The organism is Streptomyces sp. NPDC014907, from assembly GCF_055562975.1.
In genome coordinates, this window is sequence record NZ_JBVHEG010000001.1 from 1,087,823 (window position 1) to 1,112,162 (window position 24,340).

General features: G+C 72.3%; 24 protein-coding genes. 6 read left to right on the forward strand and 18 right to left on the reverse strand.

Going from position 1 to position 24,340, the window contains the following annotated elements; translation table 11 throughout:
- Positions 1-3: 3 nt before the first annotated feature.
- From nuoK to ACZ3IL_RS05010, 11 genes are read right to left on the reverse strand one after another with little or no spacing between them, the layout of a single operon-like run.
- Positions 4-303 carry an NADH-quinone oxidoreductase subunit NuoK gene (gene nuoK / locus ACZ3IL_RS04960; RefSeq protein WP_017239464.1) on the reverse strand — a complete coding sequence of 100 codons (300 nt, stop codon included), beginning with the start codon at positions 301-303 and terminating at the stop codon, positions 4-6.
- The gene (locus tag ACZ3IL_RS04965; protein WP_467386580.1) at positions 300-1,127 is read right to left on the reverse strand and encodes an NADH-quinone oxidoreductase subunit J; all 828 of its coding nucleotides are present in this window, start codon (positions 1,125-1,127) and stop codon (positions 300-302) included. The genes nuoK and ACZ3IL_RS04965 overlap by 4 nt, the downstream gene beginning before the upstream one ends.
- Positions 1,124-1,720 carry an NADH-quinone oxidoreductase subunit NuoI gene (nuoI, locus tag ACZ3IL_RS04970; protein ID WP_467386826.1) on the reverse strand — a complete coding sequence of 199 codons (597 nt, stop codon included), beginning with the start codon at positions 1,718-1,720 and terminating at the stop codon, positions 1,124-1,126. The genes ACZ3IL_RS04965 and nuoI overlap by 4 nt, the downstream gene beginning before the upstream one ends.
- Positions 1,695-3,056, reverse strand: a complete 1,362-nt coding sequence (gene nuoH / locus ACZ3IL_RS04975) for an NADH-quinone oxidoreductase subunit NuoH (protein WP_467386582.1) — start codon at positions 3,054-3,056, stop codon at positions 1,695-1,697. Before nuoH ends, nuoI begins: the two co-directional genes overlap by 26 nt.
- Positions 3,053-5,575, reverse strand: coding sequence for an NADH-quinone oxidoreductase subunit G (locus tag ACZ3IL_RS04980; protein ID WP_467386584.1), 2,523 nt, complete (start codon positions 5,573-5,575; stop codon positions 3,053-3,055). The genes nuoH and ACZ3IL_RS04980 overlap by 4 nt, the downstream gene beginning before the upstream one ends.
- Complete coding sequence (nuoF, locus tag ACZ3IL_RS04985; protein ID WP_467386586.1) at positions 5,572-6,924, reverse strand: NADH-quinone oxidoreductase subunit NuoF; 1,353 nt, start codon at positions 6,922-6,924, stop codon at positions 5,572-5,574. The genes ACZ3IL_RS04980 and nuoF overlap by 4 nt, the downstream gene beginning before the upstream one ends.
- On the reverse strand, positions 6,924-7,700 hold the full coding sequence (gene nuoE, locus ACZ3IL_RS04990) for an NADH-quinone oxidoreductase subunit NuoE (RefSeq protein WP_467386588.1): 777 nt from the start codon (positions 7,698-7,700) through the stop codon (positions 6,924-6,926). Before nuoE ends, nuoF begins: the two co-directional genes overlap by 1 nt.
- Positions 7,697-9,019 (reverse strand): NADH-quinone oxidoreductase subunit D, encoded by a 1,323-nt coding sequence (locus tag ACZ3IL_RS04995; RefSeq protein ID WP_467386590.1) that lies wholly within the window; start codon positions 9,017-9,019, stop codon positions 7,697-7,699. Before ACZ3IL_RS04995 ends, nuoE begins: the two co-directional genes overlap by 4 nt.
- Positions 9,016-9,747, reverse strand: coding sequence for an NADH-quinone oxidoreductase subunit C (locus ACZ3IL_RS05000; RefSeq protein WP_467386592.1), 732 nt, complete (start codon positions 9,745-9,747; stop codon positions 9,016-9,018). Before ACZ3IL_RS05000 ends, ACZ3IL_RS04995 begins: the two co-directional genes overlap by 4 nt.
- Positions 9,744-10,298, reverse strand: a complete 555-nt coding sequence (locus tag ACZ3IL_RS05005; protein ID WP_319310819.1) for a NuoB/complex I 20 kDa subunit family protein — start codon at positions 10,296-10,298, stop codon at positions 9,744-9,746. Before ACZ3IL_RS05005 ends, ACZ3IL_RS05000 begins: the two co-directional genes overlap by 4 nt.
- A gap of 19 nt (positions 10,299-10,317) precedes the next feature.
- Entirely contained in the window at positions 10,318-10,677 is a 360-nt protein-coding gene (locus ACZ3IL_RS05010) for an NADH-quinone oxidoreductase subunit A (RefSeq protein WP_019888619.1), read from the reverse strand.
- A 658-nt stretch (positions 10,678-11,335) separates the two neighbouring features.
- Here ACZ3IL_RS05010 and ACZ3IL_RS05015 point away from each other — a divergent pair.
- Positions 11,336-12,232 (forward strand): C40 family peptidase, encoded by an 897-nt coding sequence (locus ACZ3IL_RS05015; protein WP_467386594.1) that lies wholly within the window; start codon positions 11,336-11,338, stop codon positions 12,230-12,232.
- Positions 12,233-12,754: 522 nt separating this feature from the next.
- Here ACZ3IL_RS05015 and ACZ3IL_RS05020 read toward each other — a convergent pair.
- The 5 genes from ACZ3IL_RS05020 to mqnC all read right to left on the reverse strand — a co-directional run bounded on the left by ACZ3IL_RS05020 (position 12,755) and on the right by mqnC (position 18,429).
- On the reverse strand, positions 12,755-14,095 hold the full coding sequence (locus ACZ3IL_RS05020) for a benzoate/H(+) symporter BenE family transporter (RefSeq protein ID WP_467386596.1): 1,341 nt from the start codon (positions 14,093-14,095) through the stop codon (positions 12,755-12,757).
- A 178-nt stretch (positions 14,096-14,273) separates the two neighbouring features.
- Positions 14,274-15,563 (reverse strand): geranylgeranyl reductase family protein, encoded by a 1,290-nt coding sequence (locus ACZ3IL_RS05025; RefSeq protein ID WP_467386598.1) that lies wholly within the window; start codon positions 15,561-15,563, stop codon positions 14,274-14,276.
- A gap of 142 nt (positions 15,564-15,705) precedes the next feature.
- Positions 15,706-16,398, reverse strand: coding sequence for a demethylmenaquinone methyltransferase (locus tag ACZ3IL_RS05030; protein WP_467386600.1), 693 nt, complete (start codon positions 16,396-16,398; stop codon positions 15,706-15,708).
- A 226-nt stretch (positions 16,399-16,624) separates the two neighbouring features.
- Positions 16,625-17,224, reverse strand: coding sequence for a hypothetical protein (locus tag ACZ3IL_RS05035; protein WP_467386602.1), 600 nt, complete (start codon positions 17,222-17,224; stop codon positions 16,625-16,627).
- A gap of 5 nt (positions 17,225-17,229) precedes the next feature.
- The gene (mqnC, locus tag ACZ3IL_RS05040) at positions 17,230-18,429 is read right to left on the reverse strand and encodes a cyclic dehypoxanthinyl futalosine synthase (RefSeq protein WP_467386604.1); all 1,200 of its coding nucleotides are present in this window, start codon (positions 18,427-18,429) and stop codon (positions 17,230-17,232) included.
- Between the two features lie 376 nt (positions 18,430-18,805).
- On the opposite strand from mqnC, the gene ACZ3IL_RS05045 reads away from it, so the two are divergent.
- Positions 18,806-19,897: an alpha/beta hydrolase gene (locus ACZ3IL_RS05045; RefSeq protein WP_467386606.1), complete on the forward strand. Its 1,092-nt coding sequence runs from the start codon at positions 18,806-18,808 to the stop codon at positions 19,895-19,897.
- Here the strand turns inward: ACZ3IL_RS05045 and ACZ3IL_RS05050 are convergent.
- The gene (locus tag ACZ3IL_RS05050; RefSeq protein WP_467386608.1) at positions 19,854-20,735 is read right to left on the reverse strand and encodes a menaquinone biosynthetic enzyme MqnA/MqnD family protein; all 882 of its coding nucleotides are present in this window, start codon (positions 20,733-20,735) and stop codon (positions 19,854-19,856) included. The genes ACZ3IL_RS05045 and ACZ3IL_RS05050 overlap by 44 nt on opposite strands.
- A 260-nt stretch (positions 20,736-20,995) precedes the next feature.
- Between ACZ3IL_RS05050 and ACZ3IL_RS05055 the strand changes: the two genes are divergently transcribed.
- Positions 20,996-21,199, forward strand: a complete 204-nt coding sequence (locus ACZ3IL_RS05055) for a cold-shock protein (RefSeq protein WP_388688281.1) — start codon at positions 20,996-20,998, stop codon at positions 21,197-21,199.
- Between the two features lie 149 nt (positions 21,200-21,348).
- On the opposite strand, the gene ACZ3IL_RS05060 is transcribed toward ACZ3IL_RS05055, so the two are convergent.
- The gene (locus ACZ3IL_RS05060) at positions 21,349-22,182 is read right to left on the reverse strand and encodes a M23 family metallopeptidase (RefSeq protein WP_467386611.1); all 834 of its coding nucleotides are present in this window, start codon (positions 22,180-22,182) and stop codon (positions 21,349-21,351) included.
- Between the two features lie 146 nt (positions 22,183-22,328).
- On the opposite strand from ACZ3IL_RS05060, the gene ACZ3IL_RS05065 reads away from it, so the two are divergent.
- The 3 genes from ACZ3IL_RS05065 (at position 22,329) to ACZ3IL_RS05075 (ending at position 24,116) form a co-directional block, all read left to right on the forward strand.
- Complete coding sequence (locus ACZ3IL_RS05065) at positions 22,329-22,769, forward strand: DnaJ family domain-containing protein (RefSeq protein ID WP_467386613.1); 441 nt, start codon at positions 22,329-22,331, stop codon at positions 22,767-22,769.
- Between the two features lie 100 nt (positions 22,770-22,869).
- On the forward strand, positions 22,870-23,391 hold the full coding sequence (locus ACZ3IL_RS05070; RefSeq protein WP_467386615.1) for a mycothiol transferase: 522 nt from the start codon (positions 22,870-22,872) through the stop codon (positions 23,389-23,391).
- Between the two features lie 122 nt (positions 23,392-23,513).
- The gene (locus ACZ3IL_RS05075) at positions 23,514-24,116 is read left to right on the forward strand and encodes a GNAT family N-acetyltransferase (protein WP_467386617.1); all 603 of its coding nucleotides are present in this window, start codon (positions 23,514-23,516) and stop codon (positions 24,114-24,116) included.
- Positions 24,117-24,340 lie beyond the last annotated feature (224 nt).

Consider the following 24,340-nt stretch of genomic DNA (forward strand, 5'->3'; position numbering starts at 1 on the left):
CCCTCACAGCTTCATCAGGCTTGCGTCGTCGACCGAGGCCGAGTGGCGGGCACGGAAGACGGACACGATGATCGCGAGCCCGACGACGACCTCCGCGGCGGCGACGACCATCGTGAAGAACGCGATGATCTGGCCGTCGAGGTTGCCGTGCATGCGGGAGAAGGTGACGAACGCGAGGTTGCAGGCGTTGAGCATCAGCTCGACGCACATGAAGACGACGATCGCGTTGCGCCGGATCAGCACCCCGGCCGCACCGATGGTGAACAGCAGGGCGGCGAGGTACAGGTAGTTGACGGGATTCACCGGGTGGCCTCCTCTTCGTCCCGGTTCCGGCCGAGCCGTTCCTCGGAGCGCTGTTCCAGGGCCTTGAGGTCGGCCATGGCCTCGGCGGACACGTCCCGGATCTGGCCCCGCTTGCGCAGGGTCCCCATGACGGTGAGTTCCGCCGGGCTGCCGTCGGGCAGCAGGCCGGCGATGTCCACGGCGTTGTGCCGGGCGTAGACGCCGGGCGCGGGCAGCGGCGGCACGTGCGTGCCCTCGCGTACGCGCTGCTCGGACAGCTCGCGCTGGGTGCGGGCGCGTTCGGTGCGCTCCCGGTGGGTGAGCACCATCGCGCCGACGGCGGCGGTGATGAGGAGCGCGCCGGTGATCTCGAAGGCGAAGACGTACTTGGTGAAGATCAGGGCGGCGAGGCCCTCGACGTTCCCGCCGCGCGCGCTGTTGGCGGCGCCGAGTCCGGCGAACTCGGTGAGCGAGGCGTTGCCGATGCCGGCGGCGAGCAGGACGCCGAAGCCGAGGCCGCAGGCGGCGGCCCACCAGCGCTGCCCCTTCAGGGTCTCCTTCAGCGAGTCCGCCGCCGTGACGCCGACGAGCATGACGACGAAGAGGAAGAGCATCATGATCGCGCCGGTGTAGACGACGATCTGGACGATGCCGAGGAAGTACGCGCCGTTGGCCAGGTAGAAGACCGCGAGGACGATCATCGTGCCGGCGAGGCAGAGCGCGGAGTGGACGGCCCTGCGCATCAGGATCGTGCAGAGGGCGCCGGCGACGGCGACGGTGCCGAGGACCCAGAACTGGACGGCCTCGCCCGTGGAGGTCGCGTACGCCGCGAGGGTGGTGCTCATGCGTCCACCTCTTCGTGGTCGTCCTTCTCGCCCTTGGAGACGGCGGTCTGGCGGACGGTCCCGGGCGCCGCCTCGGTGACGAGGCCCCGGTAGTAGTCCTGTTCGGTCATGCCGGGGAAGATCGCGTGCGGGGTGTCGACCATGGTCTCCTCCAGGCCCGCGAGGAGCTGTTCCTTGGTGTAGATCAGGTTCGCGCGGGAGGAGTCGGCGAGTTCGAACTCGTTGGTCATCGTCAGCGCGCGCGTGGGGCAGGCCTCGACGCACAGGCCGCACAGGATGCAGCGGGCGTAGTTGATCTGGTAGACGCGGCCGTAGCGCTCGCCGGGCGAGTAGCGCTCCTCGTCCGTGTTGTCCGCGCCCTCCACGTAGATGGCGTCGGCGGGACAGGCCCAGGCGCACAGTTCGCAGCCGACGCACTTCTCCAGGCCGTCGGGGTGACGGTTGAGCTGGTGCCGGCCGTGGAAGCGGGGCGCCGTCGTCTTCTGCTGCTCCGGGTACTGCTCGGTCAGCCGCTTCTTGAACATGGCCTTGAAGGTCACGCCGAAACCGGCCACCGGGTTCTGGAAGTCAGACACCGTCCGTCTCCTTTCCATCACTCGCGGGAGCGGTATCGGGGGCGCCACTGGCGACGAGGTCCCGCTGGTGCCGCGACCGGCGCCGGGGCACGGGCGGCAGGGACTGTCCGGGCTTGGGCGGTACGGGGAAGCCCCCGGCCATCGGGTCGAAGGGGCGCTCGTCCCCGGGCGCGGGCGCCGCCGTCTTCGCCTTCCGGTCGCGGAACAGGTCCACCACGAAGGAGAGGAGGAGCAGGGCGAGCACGGCCCCCGCCACGTACAGGACGATGTGGGTGAACGCGATGTTCTCGTTGCGCAGCGCCCGGACGGTGGCGACCAGCATCAGCCAGACCACGGAGACCGGGATCAGGACCTTCCAGCCGAGCTTCATGAGCTGGTCGTACCGGACGCGGGGCAGGGTGCCGCGCAGCCAGATGAAGAAGAACAGCAGCAGCTGCACCTTGATCACGAACCAGAGCATCGGCCACCAGCCGTGGTTCGCGCCCTCCCAGAAGGCGGAGAGCGGGTACGGGGCCCGCCAGCCGCCCAGGAAGAGGGTGGTCGTCACGGCCGAGACCGTCACCATGTTCACGTACTCGGCGAGCATGAACATCGCGAACTTGATGGACGAGTACTCGGTGTTGAAGCCGCCGACGAGGTCGCCCTCGGACTCCGGCATGTCGAAGGGCGCGCGGTTGGTCTCGCCGACCATCGTGACGACGTAGATGATGAACGAGACCGGCAGCAGGATCACGAACCAGCGGTCCGCCTGCGCCTCGACGATCGCCGAGGTCGACATCGACCCGGAGTAGAGGAAGACGGAGGCGAAGGCCGCGCCCATGGCGATCTCGTACGAGATCATCTGCGCGCAGGAGCGCAGGCCGCCCAGGAGCGGGTACGTGGAGCCGGAGGACCAGCCGGCGAGGACGATGCCGTAGATGCCGACCGAGGCGACCGCGAGGACGTACAGCATCGCGATCGGCAGGTCGGTGAGCTGCATCGCCGTGCGGTGGCCGAAGATCGAGACCTCGTTGCCCGCCGGTCCGAAGGGGATCACGGCGATGGCCATGAAGGCGGGGATCGCGGCGACGACCGGGGCGAGGACGTAGACGACCTTGTCGGCGCGGCGGACGATCACGTCCTCCTTCAGCATCAGCTTGATGCCGTCCGCGAGGGACTGGAGGAGGCCCCAGGGGCCGTGACGGTTGGGGCCGACGCGCAGCTGCATCCAGGCGACGACCTTGCGCTCCCACACGATGGAGAAGAGCACGGTCACCATCAGGAAGGCGAAGCAGAAGACGGCCTTGACCGCGACGAGCCACCAGGGGTCCGTGCCGAACATGGACAGGTCTTCGGCGGCGAGCGGCACGCTCATGCCTGCACCTCCGTGAGGTCGGCGGGGCGGGGGGCGGCCGGGCCGATGCGGACCAGGTCGCCCGGGTGGGCGCCGGTGTCGGAGAGGACGCCGTGCCCGGTCGAGTTCAGCGGGAGCCAGACCACGCGGTCGGGCATCTCGGTGACCCGCAGCGGGAGGGCGACGGAGCCGGCGGGGCCGGTGACCTCCAGGAGGTCGCCGTCCTTGACGCCGGTGCCGGCGGCGGTGGCGGCGGAGAGCCGGGCGACCGCCGCGTGACGGGTCCCGGCCAGGGCGGTGTCGCCCTCCTGGAGCCGTCCGAGGTCGAGGAGGAGCCGGTGTCCGGCGAGGACGGCCTCGCCGTCGCCGGGCCGGGGGGCCGGCCGGCCGGGCTCGGCGGGCTCGGCGGCCCGCTCGGGGGACCGGCCGGCGAGCCGGTCCAGTTCCCGTCGCGCGGCCTGGACGTCGGGCAGGTCCAGCCGGCCGCGTCCGTCGGCGCCCCCGGCACGGGCGAGGGCGTCGGCCAGCATGTGCAGGACGCGGGTGTCGCTCGGGGCGAGCGGCCGGGTCATCTGCTCCGGCTTGAGCGCGGCCTCGAACATCCGGGCCCTGCCCTCCCAGTTGAGGAAGGTGCCGGCCTTCTCGGCGACGGCGGCGACCGGCAGGACGACGTCGGCGCGGTCGGTGACCTCGCCGGGCCGCAGCTCCAGGGAGACCACGAAGGCCGCGTTCAGGGCCTCGCGCGCGCGGGCCGGGTCCGGCAGGTCGGCGACCTCGACGCCCGCGACGAGCAGGGCGGCGAGTTCGCCGGTGGCGGCGGCCTCCAGCATCCGGCCGGTGTCGCGGCCGGGGCGGGCGGGGAGGTCGCCGACGCCCCAGACGGCGGCGACCTCCTCGCGCGCGCGGGGGTGGGTCGCGGGCCGGCCGCCGGGGAGGAGCGCCGGGAGCGCGCCCGCCTCGACGGCGCCGCGTTCGCCGGCGCGGCGCGGAATCCACACGAGCCGGGCGCCGGTGGCGGTCGCGGCGCGCAGGGCGGCGGTGAGCGCGCCGGGCACGCCCGCCAGGCGCTCGCCGACGGCGATGACGGCACCGTCCCGGCGGAGGGCCTCGGCGGCGGCGAGCCCGTCGCCCTCCAGGCCGATCCGGGAGGTGAGGGCGTCGAGCCACTCGGCCTCGGTGCCGGGGGCGGCGGGCAGCAGGGTGCCGCCCGCCTTCTCCAGGCCCCGGGTGGCGAAGGGGGCGACGGCGTAGGTCTTCTGGCCGCGCTTGCGCCAGGCCTTGCGGAGCCGCAGGAAGACGCCGGGGGCCTCCTCCTCGGCCTCCAGGCCGACGAGGAGGACGGCCGGGGCGGCTTCGAGGGAGGTGTGGGTGACGCCCGTCCCGTCCAGGTCCCGGCCGCGTCCGGCGACGGCGGAGGCCAGGAAGTCGGCCTCCTCGCCGGAGTGGACCCGGGCCCGGAAGTCGACGTCGTTGGTGTCGAGGGCGACCCGGGCGAACTTGGCGTACGCGTAGGAGTCCTCGACGGTCAGCCTGCCGCCGGTCAGGACGCCGGTCCGGCCGCGGGCGAGTCCGCGGGCGGCGGCCTCCAGGGCCTCGGGCCAGGAGGCGGGCCGCAGTTCACCGGTCGCGGGTTCGCGGACGAGCGGGGTGGTGAGCCGGTCGCGCTGCTGGGCGTACCGGAAGCCGAAGCGGCCCTTGTCGCAGATCCACTCCTCGTTGACCTCCGGGTCCTCGGCGGCGAGCCGCCGCATGACCTTGCCGCGCCGGTGGTCGGTGCGGGTGGCGCAGCCGCCCGCGCAGTGTTCGCACACGGACGGGGTGGAGACGAGGTCGAAGGGGCGGGAGCGGAAGCGGTAGGCGGCGGAGGTGAGGGCGCCGACCGGGCAGATCTGGATGGTGTTGCCGGAGAAGTACGACTCGAAGGGGTCGCCCTCGCCGGTGCCGACCTGCTGGAGCGCGCCGCGTTCGATCAGCTCGATCATCGGGTCGCCCGCGACCTGGTTGGAGAAGCGGGTGCAGCGGGCGCAGAGCACGCAGCGCTCGCGGTCGAGGAGGACCTGGGCGGAGATCGGGACCGGCTTCTCGTAGGTGCGTTTGACGCCGTCGAAGCGGGATTCGGCCTGCCCGTGGGACATGGCCTGGTTCTGCAGGGGGCACTCGCCGCCCTTGTCGCAGACGGGGCAGTCGAGCGGGTGGTTGAGGAGCAGCAGCTCCATCACGCCGTGCTGGGCCTTCTCGGCGACGGGGCTGGTGAGCTGCGACTTCACCACCATGCCGTCGGTGCACGTGATGGTGCAGGAGGCCATGGGCTTGCGCTGGCCCTCGACCTCGACGATGCACTGGCGGCAGGCGCCGGCGGGGTCGAGGAGCGGGTGGTCGCAGAAGCGCGGGATCTCGATGCCGAGCTGTTCGGCGGCGCGGATGACCAGGGTCCCCTTGGGGACGGAGACCTCGATGCCGTCGATGGTCAGCGTGACGAGGTCCTCCGGCGGTACGGCCGGGCCGCTGCCGCCCGCCGGTCCGGACGCGGTGACGGTCATGCGGTCACCTCCTTGTGGTTGTCCGCCCAGGCGGTCGACCTGGCCGGGTCGAAGGGGCAGCCCTTGCCCGTGATGTGCTGTTCGTACTCCTCGCGGAAGTACTTCAGGGAGGAGAAGATCGGCGAGGCGGCGCCGTCGCCGAGGGCGCAGAACGACTTGCCGTTGATGTTGTCGGCGATGTCGTTGAGCTTGTCCAGGTCGGACATCGCGCCCTTGCCGGCCTCGATGTCGCGCAGGAGCTGGACGAGCCAGTACGTGCCCTCCCGGCAGGGGGTGCACTTGCCGCAGGACTCGTGGGCGTAGAACTCGGTCCAGCGGGTGACGGCCCGGACGACGCAGGTGGTCTCGTCGAAGCACTGGAGCGCCTTGGTGCCGAGCATGGAGCCGGCGGCGCCGACGCCCTCGTAGTCGAGGGGCACGTCGAGGTGTTCGTCGGTGAACATCGGGGTGGAGGAGCCGCCGGGGGTCCAGAACTTGAGGCGGTGGCCGGGGCGCATCCCGCCGCCCATGTCGAGGAGCTGGCGCAGGGTGATCCCGAGGGGGGCCTCGTACTGGCCGGGCGAGGCGACGTGCCCGGAGAGCGAGTACAGCGTGAAGCCCGGGGACTTCTCGCTGCCCAGGGAGGTGAACCACTCCTTGCCCTTGTGGAGGATCGCGGGAACGGACGCGATGGACTCGACGTTGTTCACCACGGTGGGGCAGGCGTACAGGCCGGCGACCGCGGGGAAGGGGGGCCGCAGCCGGGGCTGGCCGCGCCGTCCTTCGAGCGAGTCGAGCAGGGCGGTCTCCTCGCCGCAGATGTACGCGCCGGCGCCGGCGTGCACGGTGAGTTCGAGGTCGAGCCCGCTGCCGAGGACGTTCGTGCCGAGGTAGCCGGCGGCGTAGGCCTCGCGGACGGCCTCGTGGAGGCGGCGCAGGACGGGGACGACCTCGCCGCGCAGGTAGACGAAGGCGTGGTTCGAGCGGATCGCGTAGCAGGCGATCACGATGCCCTCGATGAGGGAGTGCGGGTTGGCGAAGAGGAGCGGGATGTCCTTGCAGGTGCCGGGCTCGGACTCGTCGGCGTTGACGACGAGGTAGTGCGGCTTGCCGTCGCCCTGCGGGATGAACTGCCACTTCATGCCGGTGGGGAAGCCGGCACCGCCGCGGCCGCGGAGGCCGGAGTCCTTGACGTAGGCGATGAGGTCGTCGGGGCTCATCGCGAGGGCCCGCCGGAGCCCCTGGTAGCCGTCGTGGCGCTCGTAGGTCTCCAGGGTCCAGGAGCGGGGTTCGTCCCAGAAGGCCGAGAGGACGGGGGCGAGGAGCTTCTCGGGGCTGCTGTTGTTGCTGATCTCGGTTGCCAAGGTCATCACTTCCCCTCCTGTCCGGAGGTTTCGCCGCGTCCGGGGTCCTCGCCCGGTCCGGAGGTCTCGCCGCGCGGGTGGACGACGCGGTGGTGCGGCCGCTCGCCCTTGGCCAGCCGCAGGCCGACGAGGGAGGCGGGGCCCGCGCCGCCGGTGGCCTCGACGGCGCCGGGGCGCTCGTCGGGGAAGCCGGCGAGGATGCGGGCGGTCTCCCTGAAGGTGCAGAGCGGGGCGCCGCGGGTGGGTTCGACGGTCCGTCCGGCCCGCAGGTCGTCCACCATCTTCTTGGCGGACTCGGGGGTCTGGTTGTCGAAGAACTCCCAGTTGACCATCACGACGGGCGCGAAGTCGCAGGCCGCGTTGCACTCGATGTGTTCGAGGGTGACCTTGCCGTCCCCGGTGGTCTCCCCGTTGCCGACGCCGAGGTGTTCCTTCAGCTCCTCGAAGATCGCGTCGCCGCCCATGACCGCGCAGAGCGTGTTGGTGCAGACGCCGACCTGGTAGTCGCCGGAGGGCTTGCGCCGGTACATGGTGTAGAAGGTGGCGACGGCCGTGACCTCGGCGGTGGTGAGGCCGAGGACGTCGGCGCAGAACGCCATGCCGGTGCGGGTGACGTGGCCCTCCTCCGCCTGCACGAGGTGCAGCATCGGCAGGAGCGCGGAGCGGGAGTCCGGGTAGCGGGCGACGATCGCCCGCGCGTCCTCCTCCAGGCGGGCGCGGACGTCCGCCGGGTAGCCGGGGGCGGGGAGCTGGGGCATGCCCAGGCTGATCTGCTCGGTCATCGGTCGACGCCTCCCATCACGGGGTCGATGGAGGCGACGGCCACGATGACGTCGGCGACCTGGCCGCCCTCGCACATCGCGGCCATGGCCTGGAGGTTGGTGAAGGACGGGTCGCGGAAGTGGACCCGGTAGGGGCGGGTGCCGCCGTCGGAGACGACGTGCGCGCCCAGCTCGCCCTTGGGGGACTCGACGGCGGCGTACGCCTGGCCGGGCGGGACCCGGAAGCCCTCGGTGACCAGCTTGAAGTGGTGGATCAGGGCCTCCATGGAGGTGCCCATGATCTTCTTGATGTGGTCGAGGGAGTTGCCGAGGCCGTCGGGTCCGAGCGCGAGCTGCGCGGGCCAGGCGATCTTCTTGTCGTCGATCATGACCGGGCCCGGCTCCAGGCGGTCGAGGCACTGTTCGACGATCCGCAGGGACTGCCGCATCTCCTCCAGGCGGACCAGGAAGCGTCCGTAGGAGTCGCAGGTCTCGGCGGTCGGGACCTCGAAGTCGTAGGTCTCGTAGCCGCAGTACGGGTCGGTCTTCCGCAGGTCGTGCGGGAGGCCCGCGGAGCGCAGGATCGGCCCGGTGGCGCCGAGGGCCATGCAGCCGGCGAGGTCGAGGTGTCCGACGTCCTGCATGCGGGCCTTGAAGATGGGGTTGCCGGTGGCGAGCTTGTCGTACTCCGGCAGGTTCTTCTTCATGGTCTTCACGAACTCGCGCACGGCGTCGACGGCGCCGGGCGGGAGGTCCTGGGCGAGGCCGCCGGGGCGGATGAACGCGTGGTTCATGCGCAGGCCGGTGATCAGCTCGTACAGGTCCAGGATCATCTCGCGGTCCCGGAAGCCGTAGATCATGATCGTGGTGGCGCCGAGTTCCATGCCGCCGGTGGCGATGCAGACCAGGTGCGAGGAGAGCCGGTTGAGCTCCATGAGCAGGACGCGGACGACGCTCGCGCGGTCCGGGATGCGGTCGGTGACGCCGAGCAGCTTCTCCACGCCGAGGCAGTACGCGGTCTCGTTGAAGAACGAGGTCAGGTAGTCCATGCGCGTGACGAAGGTGGTGCCCTGCGTCCAGGTCCGGTATTCGAGGTTCTTCTCGATGCCGGTGTGGAGGTAGCCGATGCCGCAGCGGGCCTCGGTGACGGTCTCGCCGTCGATCTCCAGGATGAGGCGGAGCACGCCGTGGGTGGACGGGTGCTGGGGGCCCATGTTGACGACGATCCGCTCGTCGTCGGCGCGGGCGGCGGAACGGGCGACCTCGTCCCAGTCGCCGCCGGTCACCGTGTAGACGGTGCCTTCCGTCGTCTCCCGCGCGGAGGCGTTGGGGGTGTTCACGAGTACGACCTCCGCTGGTCCGGAGCCGGGATCTGGGCGCCCTTGTACTCGACGGGGATGCCGCCGAGGGGGTAGTCCTTGCGCTGCGGGTGGCCCTGCCAGTCGTCCGGCATCATGATCCGCGTGAGGGCGGGGTGGCCGTCGAAGACGATGCCGAAGAAGTCGTACGCCTCGCGCTCGTGCCAGTCGTTCGTCGGGTAGACGGAGACGAGGGACGGGACGTGCGGGTCGGCGTCCGGGGCCGAGACCTCCAGCCGGATCAGCCGGCCGTGGGTGAGCGAGCGCAGGTGGTAGACGGCGTGCAGCTCGCGGCCCTTGTCGTGGGGGTAGTGGACGCCGGAGACGCCGGTGCAGAGCTCGAAGCGGAGCGCCGGGTCGTCGCGCAGGGTGCGGGCCACGCGGACGAGATGCTCGCGCTCGATGTGGAAGGTGAGTTCGCCGCGGTCGACGACCGTCTTCCCGATGGCGTTCTCCGGGAGGAGCCCCTGCTCCTCCAGGGCGCCCTCGAGCTCGTCGGCGACCTCGTCGAACCAGCCGCCGTAGGGGCGGACGGCCGGGCCGGGGAGCCGTACGGAGCGGACGAGGCCGCCGTAGCCGGAGGTGTCGGCGCCGCTCTGCGCGCCGAACATGCCGCGCTGGACGCGGATCTCCTCGCCGTGGTCCCCGCGCTGGCCCGGCAGGTTCTGCGCGCTGAGGTCCTTCTCTGGGTTGGGTGTCTCGTCGCTCACCGGAGCAGGCCCTTCAATTCGATGGTCGGCAGTGCCTTGAGCGCCGCCTCCTCCGCCTCGCGCGCCGCCTCCTCGGCGTTCACGCCGAGCTTGGAGCCTTGGATCTTCTGGTGGAGCTTGAGGATCGCGTCGAGCAGCATCTCCGGGCGCGGCGGGCAGCCGGGCAGGTAGATGTCGACGGGGACGATGTGGTCGACGCCCTGCACGATCGCGTAGTTGTTGAACATGCCGCCCGAGGAGGCGCAGACGCCCATGGAGATGACCCACTTGGGGTTGGGCATCTGGTCGTAGACCTGCCGCAGGACGGGGGCCATCTTCTGGCTGACCCGGCCGGCCACGATCATCAGGTCGGCCTGGCGCGGCGAGCCGCGGAAGACCTCCATGCCGAAGCGGGCCAGGTCGTACCGGCCGGCTCCGGTGGTCATCATCTCGATGGCGCAGCAGGCGAGGCCGAAGGTCGCGGGGAAGACGGACGCCTTGCGCACCCAGCCCGCGGCTTGTTCGACCGTCGTCAGCAGAAAGCCGCTCGGGAGTTTCTCTTCGAGTCCCATGAGTGTGTCCCTCAGCCCCTCAGTCCCATTCCAGGCCGCCGCGCCGCCACACGTAGGCGTAGGCGACGAAGACGGTGAGCACGAAGAGCAGCATCTCCACGAGCCCGAAAAGCCCCAGGGCGTCGAAGGTGACGGCCCAGGGGTAGAGGAAGACGATTTCGATGTCGAAGACGATGAAGAGCATCGCCGTCAGGTAGTACTTGATCGGGAAGCGGCCGCCCCCGGCGGGCGTGGGTGTCGGCTCGATGCCGCACTCGTACGCCTCAAGTTTCGCCCTGTTGTACCGCTTTGGACCGATAAGCGTGGCCATGACCACGGAGAAGATCGCAAACCCCGCACCCAGGGCGCCGAGCACGAGGACGGGCGCGTACGCATTCACGCTCCTCGCTCCTTCCAGTCGTCCTTGACCGTTGGACCGCACCACCGGCCCGTGAAAGATCGCCCCCATGTGAGGCAGTTCACAAGCCCGGCTGCCCCGCATCTTATGCCTGCCCCTCTGTGATCTGCGACACGGGGTACGACAGTGGGTTTGTGATCTCCACCACCTGACGAAGGATCATGAAGCCGGATGAGCGGTGATCTTGTCGCGCGAAGCGCCCAGGTGATCACCAGATGTGACAACCGGACCGGAAACCGCTGATCGGAGGGGGTGCGCACTATCAAGGGATGACGGTTACAAGCAAATTGGCCCTGGACTCGCGAGGGTGGTAAAGGGCCCGCCCGTAGTCCGGTCGGGGGGTCGCGCGTACGGAGGTGGACGCGTGCGCGTTTTCACGAGCGCGACTGTGACGTGCGTCACGGGGCTGACGCCCCGAAAGAAGAGGGCTTGGCCAACCTCGTCAAGAGGTGGTAAGCGTCGGGCAATTCGGGCTTTTCATTGAAAACCCTTGATCAAGGCCCAGATGGCTCGTGCCCGTTTTGCCCGTTACGGCGTCAATAAGGCTGCGCAGGAAGCGGATTCACAGGCTCCGGACGCAACTGTGGCGCACTCCACGTTTCTTGAAGGGAACCTCGATGCCCTGATAGCGGTTGTTCCCATGTCCCACTCCGCTCACATACCCAGCCACCGGAAACCCCGCCGCAGCGCCTCGAAGCTCGCGCTCCGGGCCGGAGTCGCCGGTGGCGTCCTCGGCACCATCGCGGTGGCCGGTGCCGCCGGGCCGGCGAGTGCCGACCCGGTGACCGAGACCATCGAGATGCCCACCCTGGGCTCGCTCGGCGCCGGTACCGACCTCGCGAGCGCGGTCGCCGCCTCCGCCGAGGCGTCCCAGCAGGAAGCGCTCGACCAGAACCTCCGCAGCATGGAGGACGCGGCCCTCCTGAACGCCTCCAAGGAGGCCGCGAAGGCCAAGGCCGAGGCGGACCGCAAGGCCGCGGCCGAGCGCGCCGAGAAGGCCCGCCTCAAGGCCGAGCAGGAGCGCAAGGCCGCCGAGGAGGCCGCGGAGCGCGCCTCCCGCAGCCGCGCGCGCGCCCAGCTCGCCACCGTCACCACGACCGCGTCGGACGACGGCGGCTCGTCGTCGTCCTCCGACGGCGGCTCCAGCACCTCCGGCGGCGAGGAGCGCGCCCAGGCCCCCACCGGCTCCGCCGCCGCGATCGTGGCCTTCGCCCGCGCGCAGATCGGCGACTCCTACGTCACCGGCGGCACGGGCCCCAACTCGTGGGACTGCTCCGGCCTCGTCCAGGCGGCCTACCGCCAGGCCAACATCGACCTGCCGCGCATCTCGTACGAGCAGTCGAGCATGGGCACCTCCGTCTCCCTGGGCAACCTCCAGCCGGGCGACATCCTGTACTGGGGCAGCCGCAGCGGCTCGTACCACGTCGCCGTCTACGTGGGCGGCGGCAAGTACGTCGGCGCGCAGAACTCGTCCACCGGCGTGGTCGAGCGCTCGCTCGACTGGGACCCGCCGTCGGGCGCCGTGCGCATCCTCTGAGCGTTCCCGTTCCGCGGCGAAGGGCCGTCACTCCTCGGGGGAGTGACGGCCCTTCGCCGTGGGCGGGGGGAGGCAGGACCGGCGGGCGGGCGGACCGGCGGGGACGGGCGGACGGACGGGAGCGGGTGGACGGGCGCGGCTCCGCGCGGAAGGGCCGGGCGGCGGGACGGCCGTCCGGCGACCGGGGGCCGACCGGAGGCCGGAGGCCGACCGGCGCCGGGCCGACCGGAGGCCGGAGGCCGACCGGCGCCGGGGACGCTCCGCCGGGCAGGCACCGACCGCCGGGCAGAGGGCGACCGCCAGGCGAGGGCTGTCCGCCGGGCAGGGCCTCAGGGCAGGCGGGCGTCGACCGCCGGGCAGGGGCCGACCGCAGGGCGGGAGCCTCAGGACGGGCGGGGGCCGACCGCCGGGCAGGGGCCGACCGCAGGGCGGGAGCCTCAGGACGGGCGGACCGTCCGCCGGGCAGGGGCCGACCGCAGGGCAGGGCCTCAGGACGGCGGGGGCCTCAGGACGGCGGGGGCCTCAGGACGGGCGGTGCGTCGCGTGGTCGGCGGCCTCGCCTCCGTGCCCGGCGCCACCGGCCGGTTCCGCGCCACCGGCCGGTTCCGGGGCGCGGTCCCCGCCCGGCGGGACGGCCGGCCCGCCGCCGGTCCGCCGGGCCTCGACCAGGGCGTAGGTGAGGAGACCGGCGAGCAGTCCCCAGAAGGGCGAGCCGACCCCGCCGACCGTCACCCCCGACGCGGTCGCGAGGAAGGTCACCACGGCGGCCTCGCGGCCCCGTTCCCCGGCGACCGTCCGCACCAGGCTCCCCGACAGGGCGCCCAGCAGCGCCACCCCCGCCAGCGTCGCGACGAGCGCGCCGGGCAGGCCGGTGAAGAGCGCCACCAGCGTCGAGCCGAAGCAGCCGACCACCAGGTAGCCGATGCCGCAGCTCACCCCGGCGACCCAGCGCCGGGCCGGGTCCGGGTGCGCGTCCGGGCCCGTGCAGATGGCGGCCGTGATGGCCGCCGGGTTGACCGCGTGCGAGCCGAACGGCGCGAGCAGCACCGACACCGCGCCCGTCGTCCCGCACACCACCCGCTCGTCGGGCGCGTAGCCGTCCGCCCGCAGCACCGCCATGCCCGGCGCGTACTGCCCGGCGAGCGTCGCCACGAGCAGCGGCACGCCGATGCCGACGAGCGCCCCGGCCGAGAACTCCGGCACGGTCAGGTGCGGCAGGGCGAGTCCGGAGCCCGGCACGGCGAGGTGGAGCCCGCCGGTCGCCCCGGCGAGGACGAGACCGGCGGCGAGCGCGCACACCACCGCGTACGCCGGGAGGAAGCGCCGCGCCAGCAGGTAGCCGAGCAGCATCCCGCCCGCGAGCAGCGGCGCGGAGCGGACCGAGGTGAAGATCCCGGTCCCGAACGAGAAGAGGATTCCGGCGAGCATCGCCGAGACGACGCCTTCCGGCACGCGGGCCAGCAGCCGGGCGAACACCCCGGTCGCCGTCAGGGCCGTGGCCGCGACGCCCGCCGCGAGGAAGGCGCCGACCGCCTCCGCGTACCCGTGCTGCGGCAGCGCCGTGACCAGGATGGCCGCGCCCGGCGTCGAGAACGCCGTGACGACCGGGGTCCGGCTCCACCAGCTCAGCCCGACGCAGGTCACTCCCGCCCCGACGGACACCGCCCAGATCCATGACGCGCTCTGCGCGGCGCTCAGTCCGGCGGCGCTCGCGGCGGCCAGGACGAGCGCGAGCGGCCCCGCGTACGAGACCGTCATGGCCACGATCCCCGCGGTGACCGCCGTCCACGGCAGCCGCCCGCCGCCCGGACCCCTCGTGGCCGTGGTGGTGCGCCGCCCCCGGGCGAAGGAGAACAGAGACATCGCGACACTCCCCCCGACGACCGGCCGCGCGCCCCATGCTGCCGCATCCGCGGCGGCCGGCCGCGACCGGGTCGCGTCCGCTTCCGGCCGCGACCCCGCCGGCCGTCCCCGGTCCGGGACCGCCATGGGCCGTGCGGCGGTCCGGCGCGCCCGGCCGGGCGGGTCCCCGGGCCGGGGGTCAGGCCTTGGGCGCCACCTTCGACAGTCCGTTGATGACGCGGTCCATCGCGTCGCCGCCCGTCGGGTCGGTGAGGTTGGCCAGCATCTTCAGGGTGAACTTCATCAGGAGCGGGTGGGTGAGGCCGCGCTGGGTCGCGATCTTCATGACCTTCGGGTTGCCGATGAGCTTCACGAAGGCGCGGCCCAGCGTGTAGTAGCCGCCGTAGGTGTCCTTGAGGACCTGCGGGTAGTTCCGCAGGGCCAGTTCGCGCTGGGCCGGGGTGGCGCGGGCGTGGGCCTGGACGATGACGTCCGCCGCGATCTGGCCCGACTCCATGGCGTACGCGATGCCCTCGCCGTTGAACGGGTTGACCAGGCCGCCCGCGTCGCCGACGAGCAGCAGGCCCTTGGTGTAGTGGGGCTGCCGGTTGAAGGCCATCGGCAGGGCGGCGCCCCGGATCGGCTGCGTCATGTTCTCCGGGGTGTAGCCCCAGTCCTCCGGCATGGAGGCGCACCAGGCCTTGAGGACCTCGCGCCAGTCCAGCTCGCGGAAGGCCTTGGAGGAGTTGAGGATGCCGAGGCCCACGTTGGACGTGCCGTCGCCCATGGGGAAGATCCAGCCGTAGCCGGGCAGGAGGCGGTCCTGCGGACCGCGCCGGTCCCACAGCTCCAGCCAGGACTCCAGGTAGTCGTCGTCGTGCCGGGGGGACGTGAAGTACGTGCGGACGGCGACGCCCATCGGCCGGTCCTCGCGCCGGTGCAGGCCCATGCCGAGGGAGATCCGGCTGGAGTTGCCGTCGGCGGCGACGACCAGCGGGGCGTGGAAGGTGACCTCGCGCTTCTCCTCGCCCAGCTTGGCGTGGACGCCGGTGATGCGGCCCGTGCGGTCGTCGACGACCGGGGCGCCGACGTTGCAGCGCTCGTACAGCCGGGCGCCCGCCTTCTGCGCCTGGCGGGCGAGCTGCTCGTCGAAGTCGTCGCGCTTGCGGACGAGCCCGTAGTCCGGGTACGAGGCGAGCTCCGGCCAGTCCAGCTCCAGGCGGACGCCGCCGCCGATGATCCGCAGGCCCCTGTTCCGCAGCCAGCCGGCCTCTTCGGAGATGTCGATGCCCATGGCGACGAGCTGCTTGGTGGCGCGGGGGGTGAGGCCGTCGCCGCAGACCTTCTCGCGCGGGAACGCGGTCTTCTCCAGGAGGAGGACGTCCAGGCCCGCTTTGGCGAGGTAGTACGCGGTGGTCGAGCCGGCCGGGCCCGCCCCGACGACGATCACGTCCGCGCTGTGCTCGGAGAGGGGCTGCTGCTCGGTCACGGCGGGTCTCCCTAAGGGGTCGAGGGAAGGGTGGGGGAAGTCTAGGGGCGGGCGGGGCACGGGGGGGGTGCGTCCCGGAGCCGGCCCGGGGGCGCCGCGGGGCCGTGGCGCGGGTGGCGCGCCCGGAACCGCCGCGCGGGGGTCACGCCTTGAAGCCCCGGTGGAGGGCGACGATGCCGCCCGACAGGTTCCGCCAGGCCGTCCTCGACCAGCCGGCCTTCCGGAGCAGGCCCGCCAGGGTGGGCTGGTCCGGCCAGGACTGGATGGACTCGGCGAGGTACACGTACGCGTCGGGGTTGGAGGAGACGGCACGGGCCACCGGCGGCAGCGCGCGCATCAGGTACTCCTCGTACACCGTGCGGAACGGCGCCCAGGTGGGGTGGGAGAACTCGCAGATGACGACGCGGCCGCCGGGCTTCGTCACCCGGTACAGCTCGCGGAGCGCCCGCTCGGTGTCCTGGATGTTGCGCAGCCCGAAGGAGATGGTGACGGCGTCGAACACGTCGTCGCGGAAGGGCAGCCTCGTGCCGTCGCCCGCCGTGAACGGCATCCACGGGTGGCGCTGCTTGCCGACCCGCAGCATTCCGAGGGAGAAGTCGCAGGGGACGACGTACGCCCCCGCGCGGGCGAAGGGCTGCGAGGAGGTGGCCGTGCCCGCGGCGAGGTCGAGGACCTTCTGCGCCGGGCGGGCGTCGACCGCCTTGGCGACCTCCTTGCGCCAGCGCCGGTCCTGGCCGAGGGAGAGCACGTCGTTGGTGAGGTCGTAGTTGGCCGCCACGCCGTCGAACATGGTGGCGACTTCGTGCGGCTGCTTGTCCAGGGTGGCGCGGGTCACGGGCGTTCGGCCTCGCAGAATCGGAGACGGGCGGGCGGTCCCATTGTCTCAGGGCGCCCGCCGCCCCGACCGGCAGGGCACGCACGGGACCGGCCAGCGGGACGGGCACGGGACCGGCCGGCGGAGTGCGCACGGGAGCGGTGGGCGGAGTGCGCACGAGACCGGTCGACAGGGCACGCACCGGACCGGCCGGCGGGGCGCGCACGGGCGGTCCGCCGGGGCGCGTTCAGCGGGACCGGTGGACCAGCCGGCCGCCCAGGACGGTGGCGACGCAGGTCGAGGCGCCGAGGCGGACCAGGGCCGCCCGGTCGGGGACGTCGAAGACGGCGAAGCGGGCGGGGCCGCCCGGCACCGGGGCGGGCAGGAGCACCAGCGGCACCGGGGAGAAGGACGGCGGTCCGGGAAGCCGCTCCGGACGGCGGCCGACGGCCAGGCCGGCCCGGCGCACGGCGTCCGCGGCGGCCCGGCCGCGCAGTTCGCCCGCGACGGCGACCGTCCCGTGGGCGAGGAGCCGCTGCACGCCCCGGCGCGCGGAGGCTCCGCGCCGGGAGGGGTCGGCCCGGAAGATCCGCTGCGCCCGTTCCCCGGTGATCGGCTCGGTGCCGAACCCCTCGGCCTCCCGGGGGTCCGGGTGGTACATGCCCTCCAGGAGTTCGGGCGCGAACGGGTTGAGGAGCCCGGGGGTGAGGATGCCGGGCCACCGCCGCACCCGTGCCTCGGGGCGGACGGCGGCCAGGTCCTCGTACGGGCCGACGGCGGCGACGAGGGCGCCGTCGACCAGGACGGCGGTCTCGGGCGACGCCTCGGCGACGTGGATCGTCTGCACGCGCGTCAGTTGGCGTCGAGGAGCTTCAGCTCCGGGTGGGCCGTGCCGCCCTCGATCGCGATCGAGGAGATGTGGGAGGCGACGCGCTCGTCCACCGGGTCGTTCGCCGGGTCGTCGTGGACGACCAGGTGCTCGTACGTGGTGGAGCGCTGCGCCGGGACGCGGCCCGCCTTGCGGATCAGGTCGATGATCTCCAGGCGGTTGGAGCGGTGCTTCGCCCCGGCGGAGGAGACCACGTTCTCCTCCAGCATGATCGAGCCGAGGTCGTCGGCGCCGTAGTGCAGGGAGAGCTGGCCGACCTCCTTGCCGGTGGTCAGCCAGGAGCCCTGGATGTGGGCGACGTTGTCGAGGAAGATCCGGGCGATCGCGATCATCCGCAGGTACTCGAAGAGCGTGGCCTGCGTGCGTCCCTTGAGGTGGTTGTTCTCGGGCTGGTACGTGTACGGGATGAAGGCCCGGAAGCCGCCCGTCCGGTCCTGCGTGTCACGGATCATCCGCAGGTGCTCGATCCGCTCGGCGTTGGTCTCGCCGGTGCCCATGAGCATGGTGGAGGTGGACTCCACGCCGAGGCCGTGGGCGATCTCCATGATCTCCAGCCAGCGCTCGCCGCTCTCCTTGAGCGGGGCGATGGCCTTGCGCGGCCGGGCGGGCAGCAGTTCGGCGCCGGCGCCGGCGAAGGAGTCGAGGCCGGCGGCGTGGATGCGGCCGATCGCCTCCTCGACGGGGACGCCGGAGATGCGGGCCATGTGCTCGATCTCGGAGGCGCCGAGGGAGTGGATCACCAGCTGCGGGAACGCGGCCTTGATGGCGGCGAAGTGCTTCTCGTAGTACTCGACGCCGTAGTCCGGGTGGTGGCCGCCCTGGAACATGATCTGGGTGCCGCCCAGCTCCACGGTCTCCGCGCACCGGCGCAGGATGTCGTCGAGGTCCCGGGTCCAGCCCTTCTTGGTGTCCTTCGGCGCGGCGTAGAAGGCGCAGAACTTGCACGCCGTCACGCAGACGTTCGTGTAGTTGATGTTCCGCTCGATGATGTACGTCGCGATGTGCTCGGTCCCCGCGTACCGGCGGCGGCGCACGGCGTCGGCGGCGGCGCCGAGGGCGTGCAGGGGCGCCGAGCGGTAGAGGTCGAGCGCCTCCTCGGGGGTGATCCGGCCGCCTTCGGCTGCGCGGTCGAGAACGGACTGGAGTTCGGCCTTCTCGGTCACCGGACGCGTCCCTTTCGGAGGATTTGACGGACCGAACCAGCGTACGCCAGGGGTTCCGGCGGCTTCCGCAGGGTGGTGCGGGGAGGGACGGGGGCGTCCGGGCGCCGCCCTCGCGCCCGCCGCGTGCCCTCCGCGCGCCCTCCGTCTGCCCTCCGTCCGCCCTCCGCGTGACGGGGCGGTGGCCGTGGCGGACGGGTGGCCGTGCCGGACACGCCCCCTCTTTCGGCTCGGAACGGGCCGATTCGCCCCCCTCGGGGCCTCCCTGCCCCTACCGTCCCTATCGCCCCCGCCGTTCCCGTCCCCGCACCGCCCCGTACCGCCCCCCCGTACCGCCCCGTCCCCCGCCCCCCCGTCCCGAAGGAACCGGAGTCGCGCCGTGACACGTCCGTCCCGGAGGTTTCCCCCCGTCGCCGCCGTGCTCGTCCCCGTGCTCGCCGCGGTGCTCGCCCTCGCCGGCGGCGGCGAGACCGACGGGGAGGTGCCGCTCTTCTTCGGCGGGCCCGCGACCGGTCCGGCGACCGCCGCGGGAACGGCGCCCGGACGGCCCGTGACGGTCTACCCGACCGGGCCGAGGGCGGTGTTCACGGTCGCGGGGACGGTGGGCGACGGCACCAGGATCGGCGTCACGACGCTGACCGGCCGGAAGTCGGGTTTCACGGGCAGGGTGTGGGTGTGGGCGCCGCCGCAGTATTTCGAACCGAGGTACGCCCACAGCGGCTTCCCCGTTCTCGTGGCCCTGCCGGGCGGGCACGGATATCCGGCGAATTACTGGAGGTCACCCGGAATCGGGCTCCAGTCGAGCATCTCCCGGTGGTCCCGCGAGGGGAAAAGCCTGCCGTTCGTCGTCGTGATGCCCGTTCTCAACCCGGACGCCCGTTACTACTACGACGGCAGTGACATTCCGGGCCGGCCGCGCATGGGCACCTGGATCACCGAGGACATACCGGATTTCGTCCGCGCGAATTTCCGGACGTTCGCCTCGCGGGACGGATGGGCGTTCATGGGGTCCTCGTCCGGGGGGTTCGTCGGGCTGAAGTCCGTCCTCCGGCACCCGGACCGGTTCAAGGCCGCCATCGCCTCCGGACCCGACGTCGTACCGGACTCGCCGCTGTGGCGGGGGCACGAGGCCGAGCGGCGGGCGAACGACCCCGGGCGGCTCGCCGCGGCCCTGGCCCGCCGCCCGGACACGCCGGGGAACGCCGTGTACCTGGCGTTCCAGCTCGGTTCGCGGGAGACCGGGATCGGCCCGGTGGTGCGCCGGTTCGTCCGGGAGCACACCGGGGGGCCGGTGAAGAGCCGCCTCCAGGTCATCCCGGGCGGCGGGCACAACGCCCGGAGCTATCTGGCGGGCCTGGGCGCCGGGACCCTGGAGTGGGTCAGCCGGTGGCTCCAGGGCCCCGTGGCGGACCCGGCCGCGGGCCCGGCTACGGAGCCGGGCGTGCGGCGGGCGGCAGCAGCTCGACGGTGACGTCCGCCGGGAAGCCGGTCGTGGGGCCGGTCCGGCGGGCGAACTCGCGGACGCCCGCGAGCTGGTCGGGCCCGAAGCGGAAGTCGAGGGTGCGGAAGTACTTCTCCAGGAGCGCCGCGTCGAAGTCCTCCCAGCGGGCGGCCTGCTCGGCGACCTTGGTGACCTCTTCGAGGGAGAGGTCGCGCGAGGCGAGGAACGCCTGGTGGACCTCGTGGACGGTCTCCGGTTCGCGCGCCAGGTAGTCCTTGCGCGCCGCCCACACGGCGAAGACGAACGGGAGGCCCGTCCACTCCTTCCACATGAGGCCCAGGTCGTGGACCTGGAGGCCGAGCCGGGGCGCGTCGTGCAGCGAGGCCCGGAGGGCCGCGTCGCCGATGAGGACGGCCGCCTCGGCCTCCCGCATCATCAGGCCGAGGTCCGGCGGGCAGGTGTAGTAGTCGGGCTCCACGCCGTACCGCTCGGAAAGGAGGAGCTGGGCGAGGCGCACGGAGGTGCGGGAGGTGGAGCCGAGCGCCACGCGCGCGCCGCCGAGCTCTTCGAGGGGCCGCTGCGACACGATCACGCAGGACATCACCGGGCCGTCGCAGCCGACGGCGATGTCCGGGAGGGCGACCAGGTCGTCCGCGTGGCGGAGGTACTCGACGAGGGTGACGGGGGCGACGTCGAGGTCGCCCCGGACGAGCTGTTCGCTGAGCTTCTCGGGGGTGTCCTTCGTGAGCTCCAGGTCCAGGAGCGTCCCCGTCCTCGCCAGGCCCCAGTAGAGGGGGAGGCAGTTCAGGAACTGGATGTGCCCCACGCGGGGCCGGCTGCGCTGGTGGTCGTCGGTTGCTTTGTCCACATCGCGAGGCTAGACCCGTCTCGTACGGTGGACATCGCCGGGGCACGCGCGTCAGCGGTCCGGAGGCGTTCAAACACATGGGTGACGTGATCTTTACCTCTACCGTCTCGTGGGGTCTGCGTGCTAGGCTCGACGCAAGTTGCAGTTTGGTTTCCCTTGCAGTACAGAGCCTGCGGAGCATGTGACCCGCAGGCTTTTGTAGTTTTCAGACTTCTTTGCAGGTTCTGGAGCAGGGCAACCCTTTGGCCCAAGGAGGGCTTATGGCTACCGGAACCGTCAAGTGGTTCAACGCTGAAAAGGGCTTCGGCTTCATCGCCCAGGACGGCGGCGGCCCGGATGTCTTCGTTCACTACTCCGCGATCAACGCGAACGGCTTCCGTTCGCTCGAGGAGAACCAGACCGTGACCTTCGACGTCACGCAGGGCCCGAAGGGCCCGCAGGCGGAGAACGTCACCCCGGCCTAAGTGCCTGGGTGGGCGATTGCCTACGACTAGAGCAGTACCCAAGGAGCCCCGCTCCGTGCCTCGCGGCACGAGCGGGGCTCCTGCCCTTTCCGGGGCCGGTCTCCCGGGTCTCCGGGTTCCCGGGTCTCCGGGTTCCCGGAAGGGGGCGGTCAGCAGGTGGGGATGACGGTTCCGCTGTTGTCGCGGGCCTCGTCGTTGCCCCAGCGGGACAGGTAGTAGGCGGAGACGTACGCGCCCCGGCCGTTCTTCCCGGCGTACACGGTGTCGAGGTCGGTCCGCAGCCACCAGTGGTTGTAGTTGCCGGAGGCGTCGCGGACCTCCTGGCCCCAGACCTTGCAGTACACGTAGTTCGTGCCGGCGTTCAGGACGCCCTGCGGGTCGTTCGTGTTCGCCTGCGCGTAGCCGGTGGCGTTGGCGAAGGTGTCGACCCAGTACTTCCCGCTCTCGCCCGCGCAGCCGTTGTCGCTGGTCAGGTGCTTGGAGCCGTAGGAGCCGGGGTAGGGCGCGAGGGAGACGCCGTTGATCACGACGTTCTGTCCGACGCCGTTGTAGAGCTGTTCGTAGTGGATGTGGGCGCCGGAGCTGTTGCCGGTGGAGCCGGTGGTGCCGATCTGCTGGCCCTGGGAGACGCCGGCGCCGTGGGCGACCGCGTAGGCGGCGAGGTGGAAGTAGTACGTCTTCCAGCCGCCGCCGTGGTCGATCACGATGTAGTTCCCGGCGCCGGACGGCTGGGAGTAGCGGTAGGCGGTGCCGGAGGCCGAGGCGAGGACCGGGGTCCCGGCGGTCGTCCCGCCGTCCGAACGGACGAAGTCGAGCGCCAGGCGGACCTCGGCCGAGTGGTGGCTGTAGGTCCACTTCTGGCCGCAGGGGAAGGGCGCCTTGAAGAGCGGCGCGGCCTGGGCGGGGGTCGTGGTGACGAGCGCGGTGAGCAGGCCCGCGACGAGCGCGAGAAGGGTGCCGAGCGGGGTGATCCGTGCACGCATGCGTCCTCCGGTGCGAGGCGGTGGCGAGAGGGGCGGAACGTGGGGGGTGGCGTGCGTCGGGCGGACCCCAGGGTGCCGGAAGACCGCGCGGCGCAGTAGACCGCGACGACCACACTCCGGGCGGGCGGGATACGTAGTCTGGACACATGACCGAACGCAAGCCGCCCGGAGTGAGCTTCGAGTCGTTCGTGGACAGGCAGATCCGCGAGGCCGCGGAACGGGGCGAGTTCCGGAGCCTGCCCGGCTTCGGGAAGCCCCTTCCGGACGACTCGGCCCCGTACGACGAGCTGTGGTGGATCAAGGGCAAGATGCACCGCGAGGGCGCGTCCGTGCTGCCGCCCTCCCTCGCCCTGCGCAAGGAGGCCGAGGACACGGAGGCGGCGGTGGCCGCGGCCGTCTCGGAGGGCCGGGTCCGCCGCCTCCTCGGCGAGATCAACACGAAGATCGCCGAGGCCCTGCTGCGTCCGCCGCCCGGCCCCCCGCTGGACCTGAGGCCGTTCGACGTGGAGGCGGTGGTGGAACGCTGGCGGGAGGAGCGCTCCCGGCCGCAGCCCCCACCGCGCGAGCGGCACCGCGACACCGCGTGAGCGGCACCGCGACGCCACGTGAGCGACACCGCGCGAGCGACACCGCGACACCGCGCGAACGGCACCGCGACACCGCGTGAGCGGCACCGGAAGGAGACCCATGAACACCGCCGACCTGCTGACCGACGCGTTCGGCCGGGTGAGCGAGGCCGTCCACGGGGCCGTGGAGGGCCTCACGGAGGACGAGCTGGCCGTCCGGATCGATCCGGACGCCAATCCGATCGCCTGGCTCGTCTGGCACCTGACCCGCGTCCAGGACGACCACCTCGCGGACGCCTTCGGTACGGAACAGGTGTGGACCGCCGACGGCTGGGCGGCCCGTTTCGGCCTCCCGTTCCCCGACGCGGCGACCGGGTACGGCCAGACGAGCGCCGAGGTGGGGCGGGTCCGCGCCCCGGCGGAGCTGCTGCTCGGCTACCACGACGCCGTGCGCGACCGGACCGCCGCACTGGTCGGCGCGGTGGGGGACGCGGAGCTGGACCGGGTGGTGGACACGGACTGGGACCCGCCGGTCACCCTCGGCGTCCGGCTGGTGTCGGTGATCGGGGACGGCCTCCAGCACGCGGGACAGGCCGCGTACGCGCGGGGCGTGGTGGAGCGGGGCCGGAGCGTGTCTCCTTGACGGGTCGGCCGACGGGCCGGACGTGTTCGGGCCGCGCGCAAACGGCTGACCAGGCATGACGGCGCGTCACCGAGCGGAGAAACCCGATGGCCCCTCCCCCGGGAAGCCCCTAGCATCCGCCCATGACCGAGAACATGTCGATCGCGGACGACGAACATGACGCGGAGGCCGAAAGGCAACTCGTCTGGAGGGCCGGGTCCGTCGGCTTCGCAGCGCTCGACGTGGACGACGCCGAGCTCATGCACGGCTGGAGGTCCGATCCCGTGGCCGCCCACCAGATCGGCATCTGGCCGTGCTCACTCACCGCCGTGCGTGAGCGCGTCGAGCGCGACGTCGAAGACGATGACCGCGACGACTTCCTCATCATCTCGCCCGGTGGCATCCCCGTCGGCCACGTCGCGCTGACCGGCCAGAACATCACCAACGGCACCGCTCAGGTCGAGCTGATGCTCGCCGCCCGGCATCGTGGGCACGGCTACGGCACCGCGGCCCTGGACGCCGTGGTCGACCTGGCCTTCGGCGAGCTTCCGATGCACCGGCTCACGGCGGAAACGCACACCGACAACGTCCCCGCGCTTGCCGTCCTGGCCAAGTCGGGTTTCACCCGGGAAGGGACCAGCCGCTCCGCCTGCCTCCACCGCGGCCGCCGCCACGACCTCGCCGTGTTCTCGCTGCTCCGCCCCGAATGGGAAGAGCTGGCCCGTCCCCGCGCCTGGGAGGCCTGACCGGCGGAGCGCTTCCCCACCGCCCGGTCCGGCCGGGCGCCGTGCTCCTCGGGGCATCGAGGACACACGCCCACCGCCGCCCCCCCGTACGGTCCTCGCGCTTCCGTACGACCTCCCGGCCGGGCCGGGACTGCCGCTCGACGCCGAGGTCGTCAGCGTCGGCTCCGCCAGCTGCCTCACCTCCCGCGAGGACGCCCCCGGCAACGCCGTCCTGGAGTGGCACG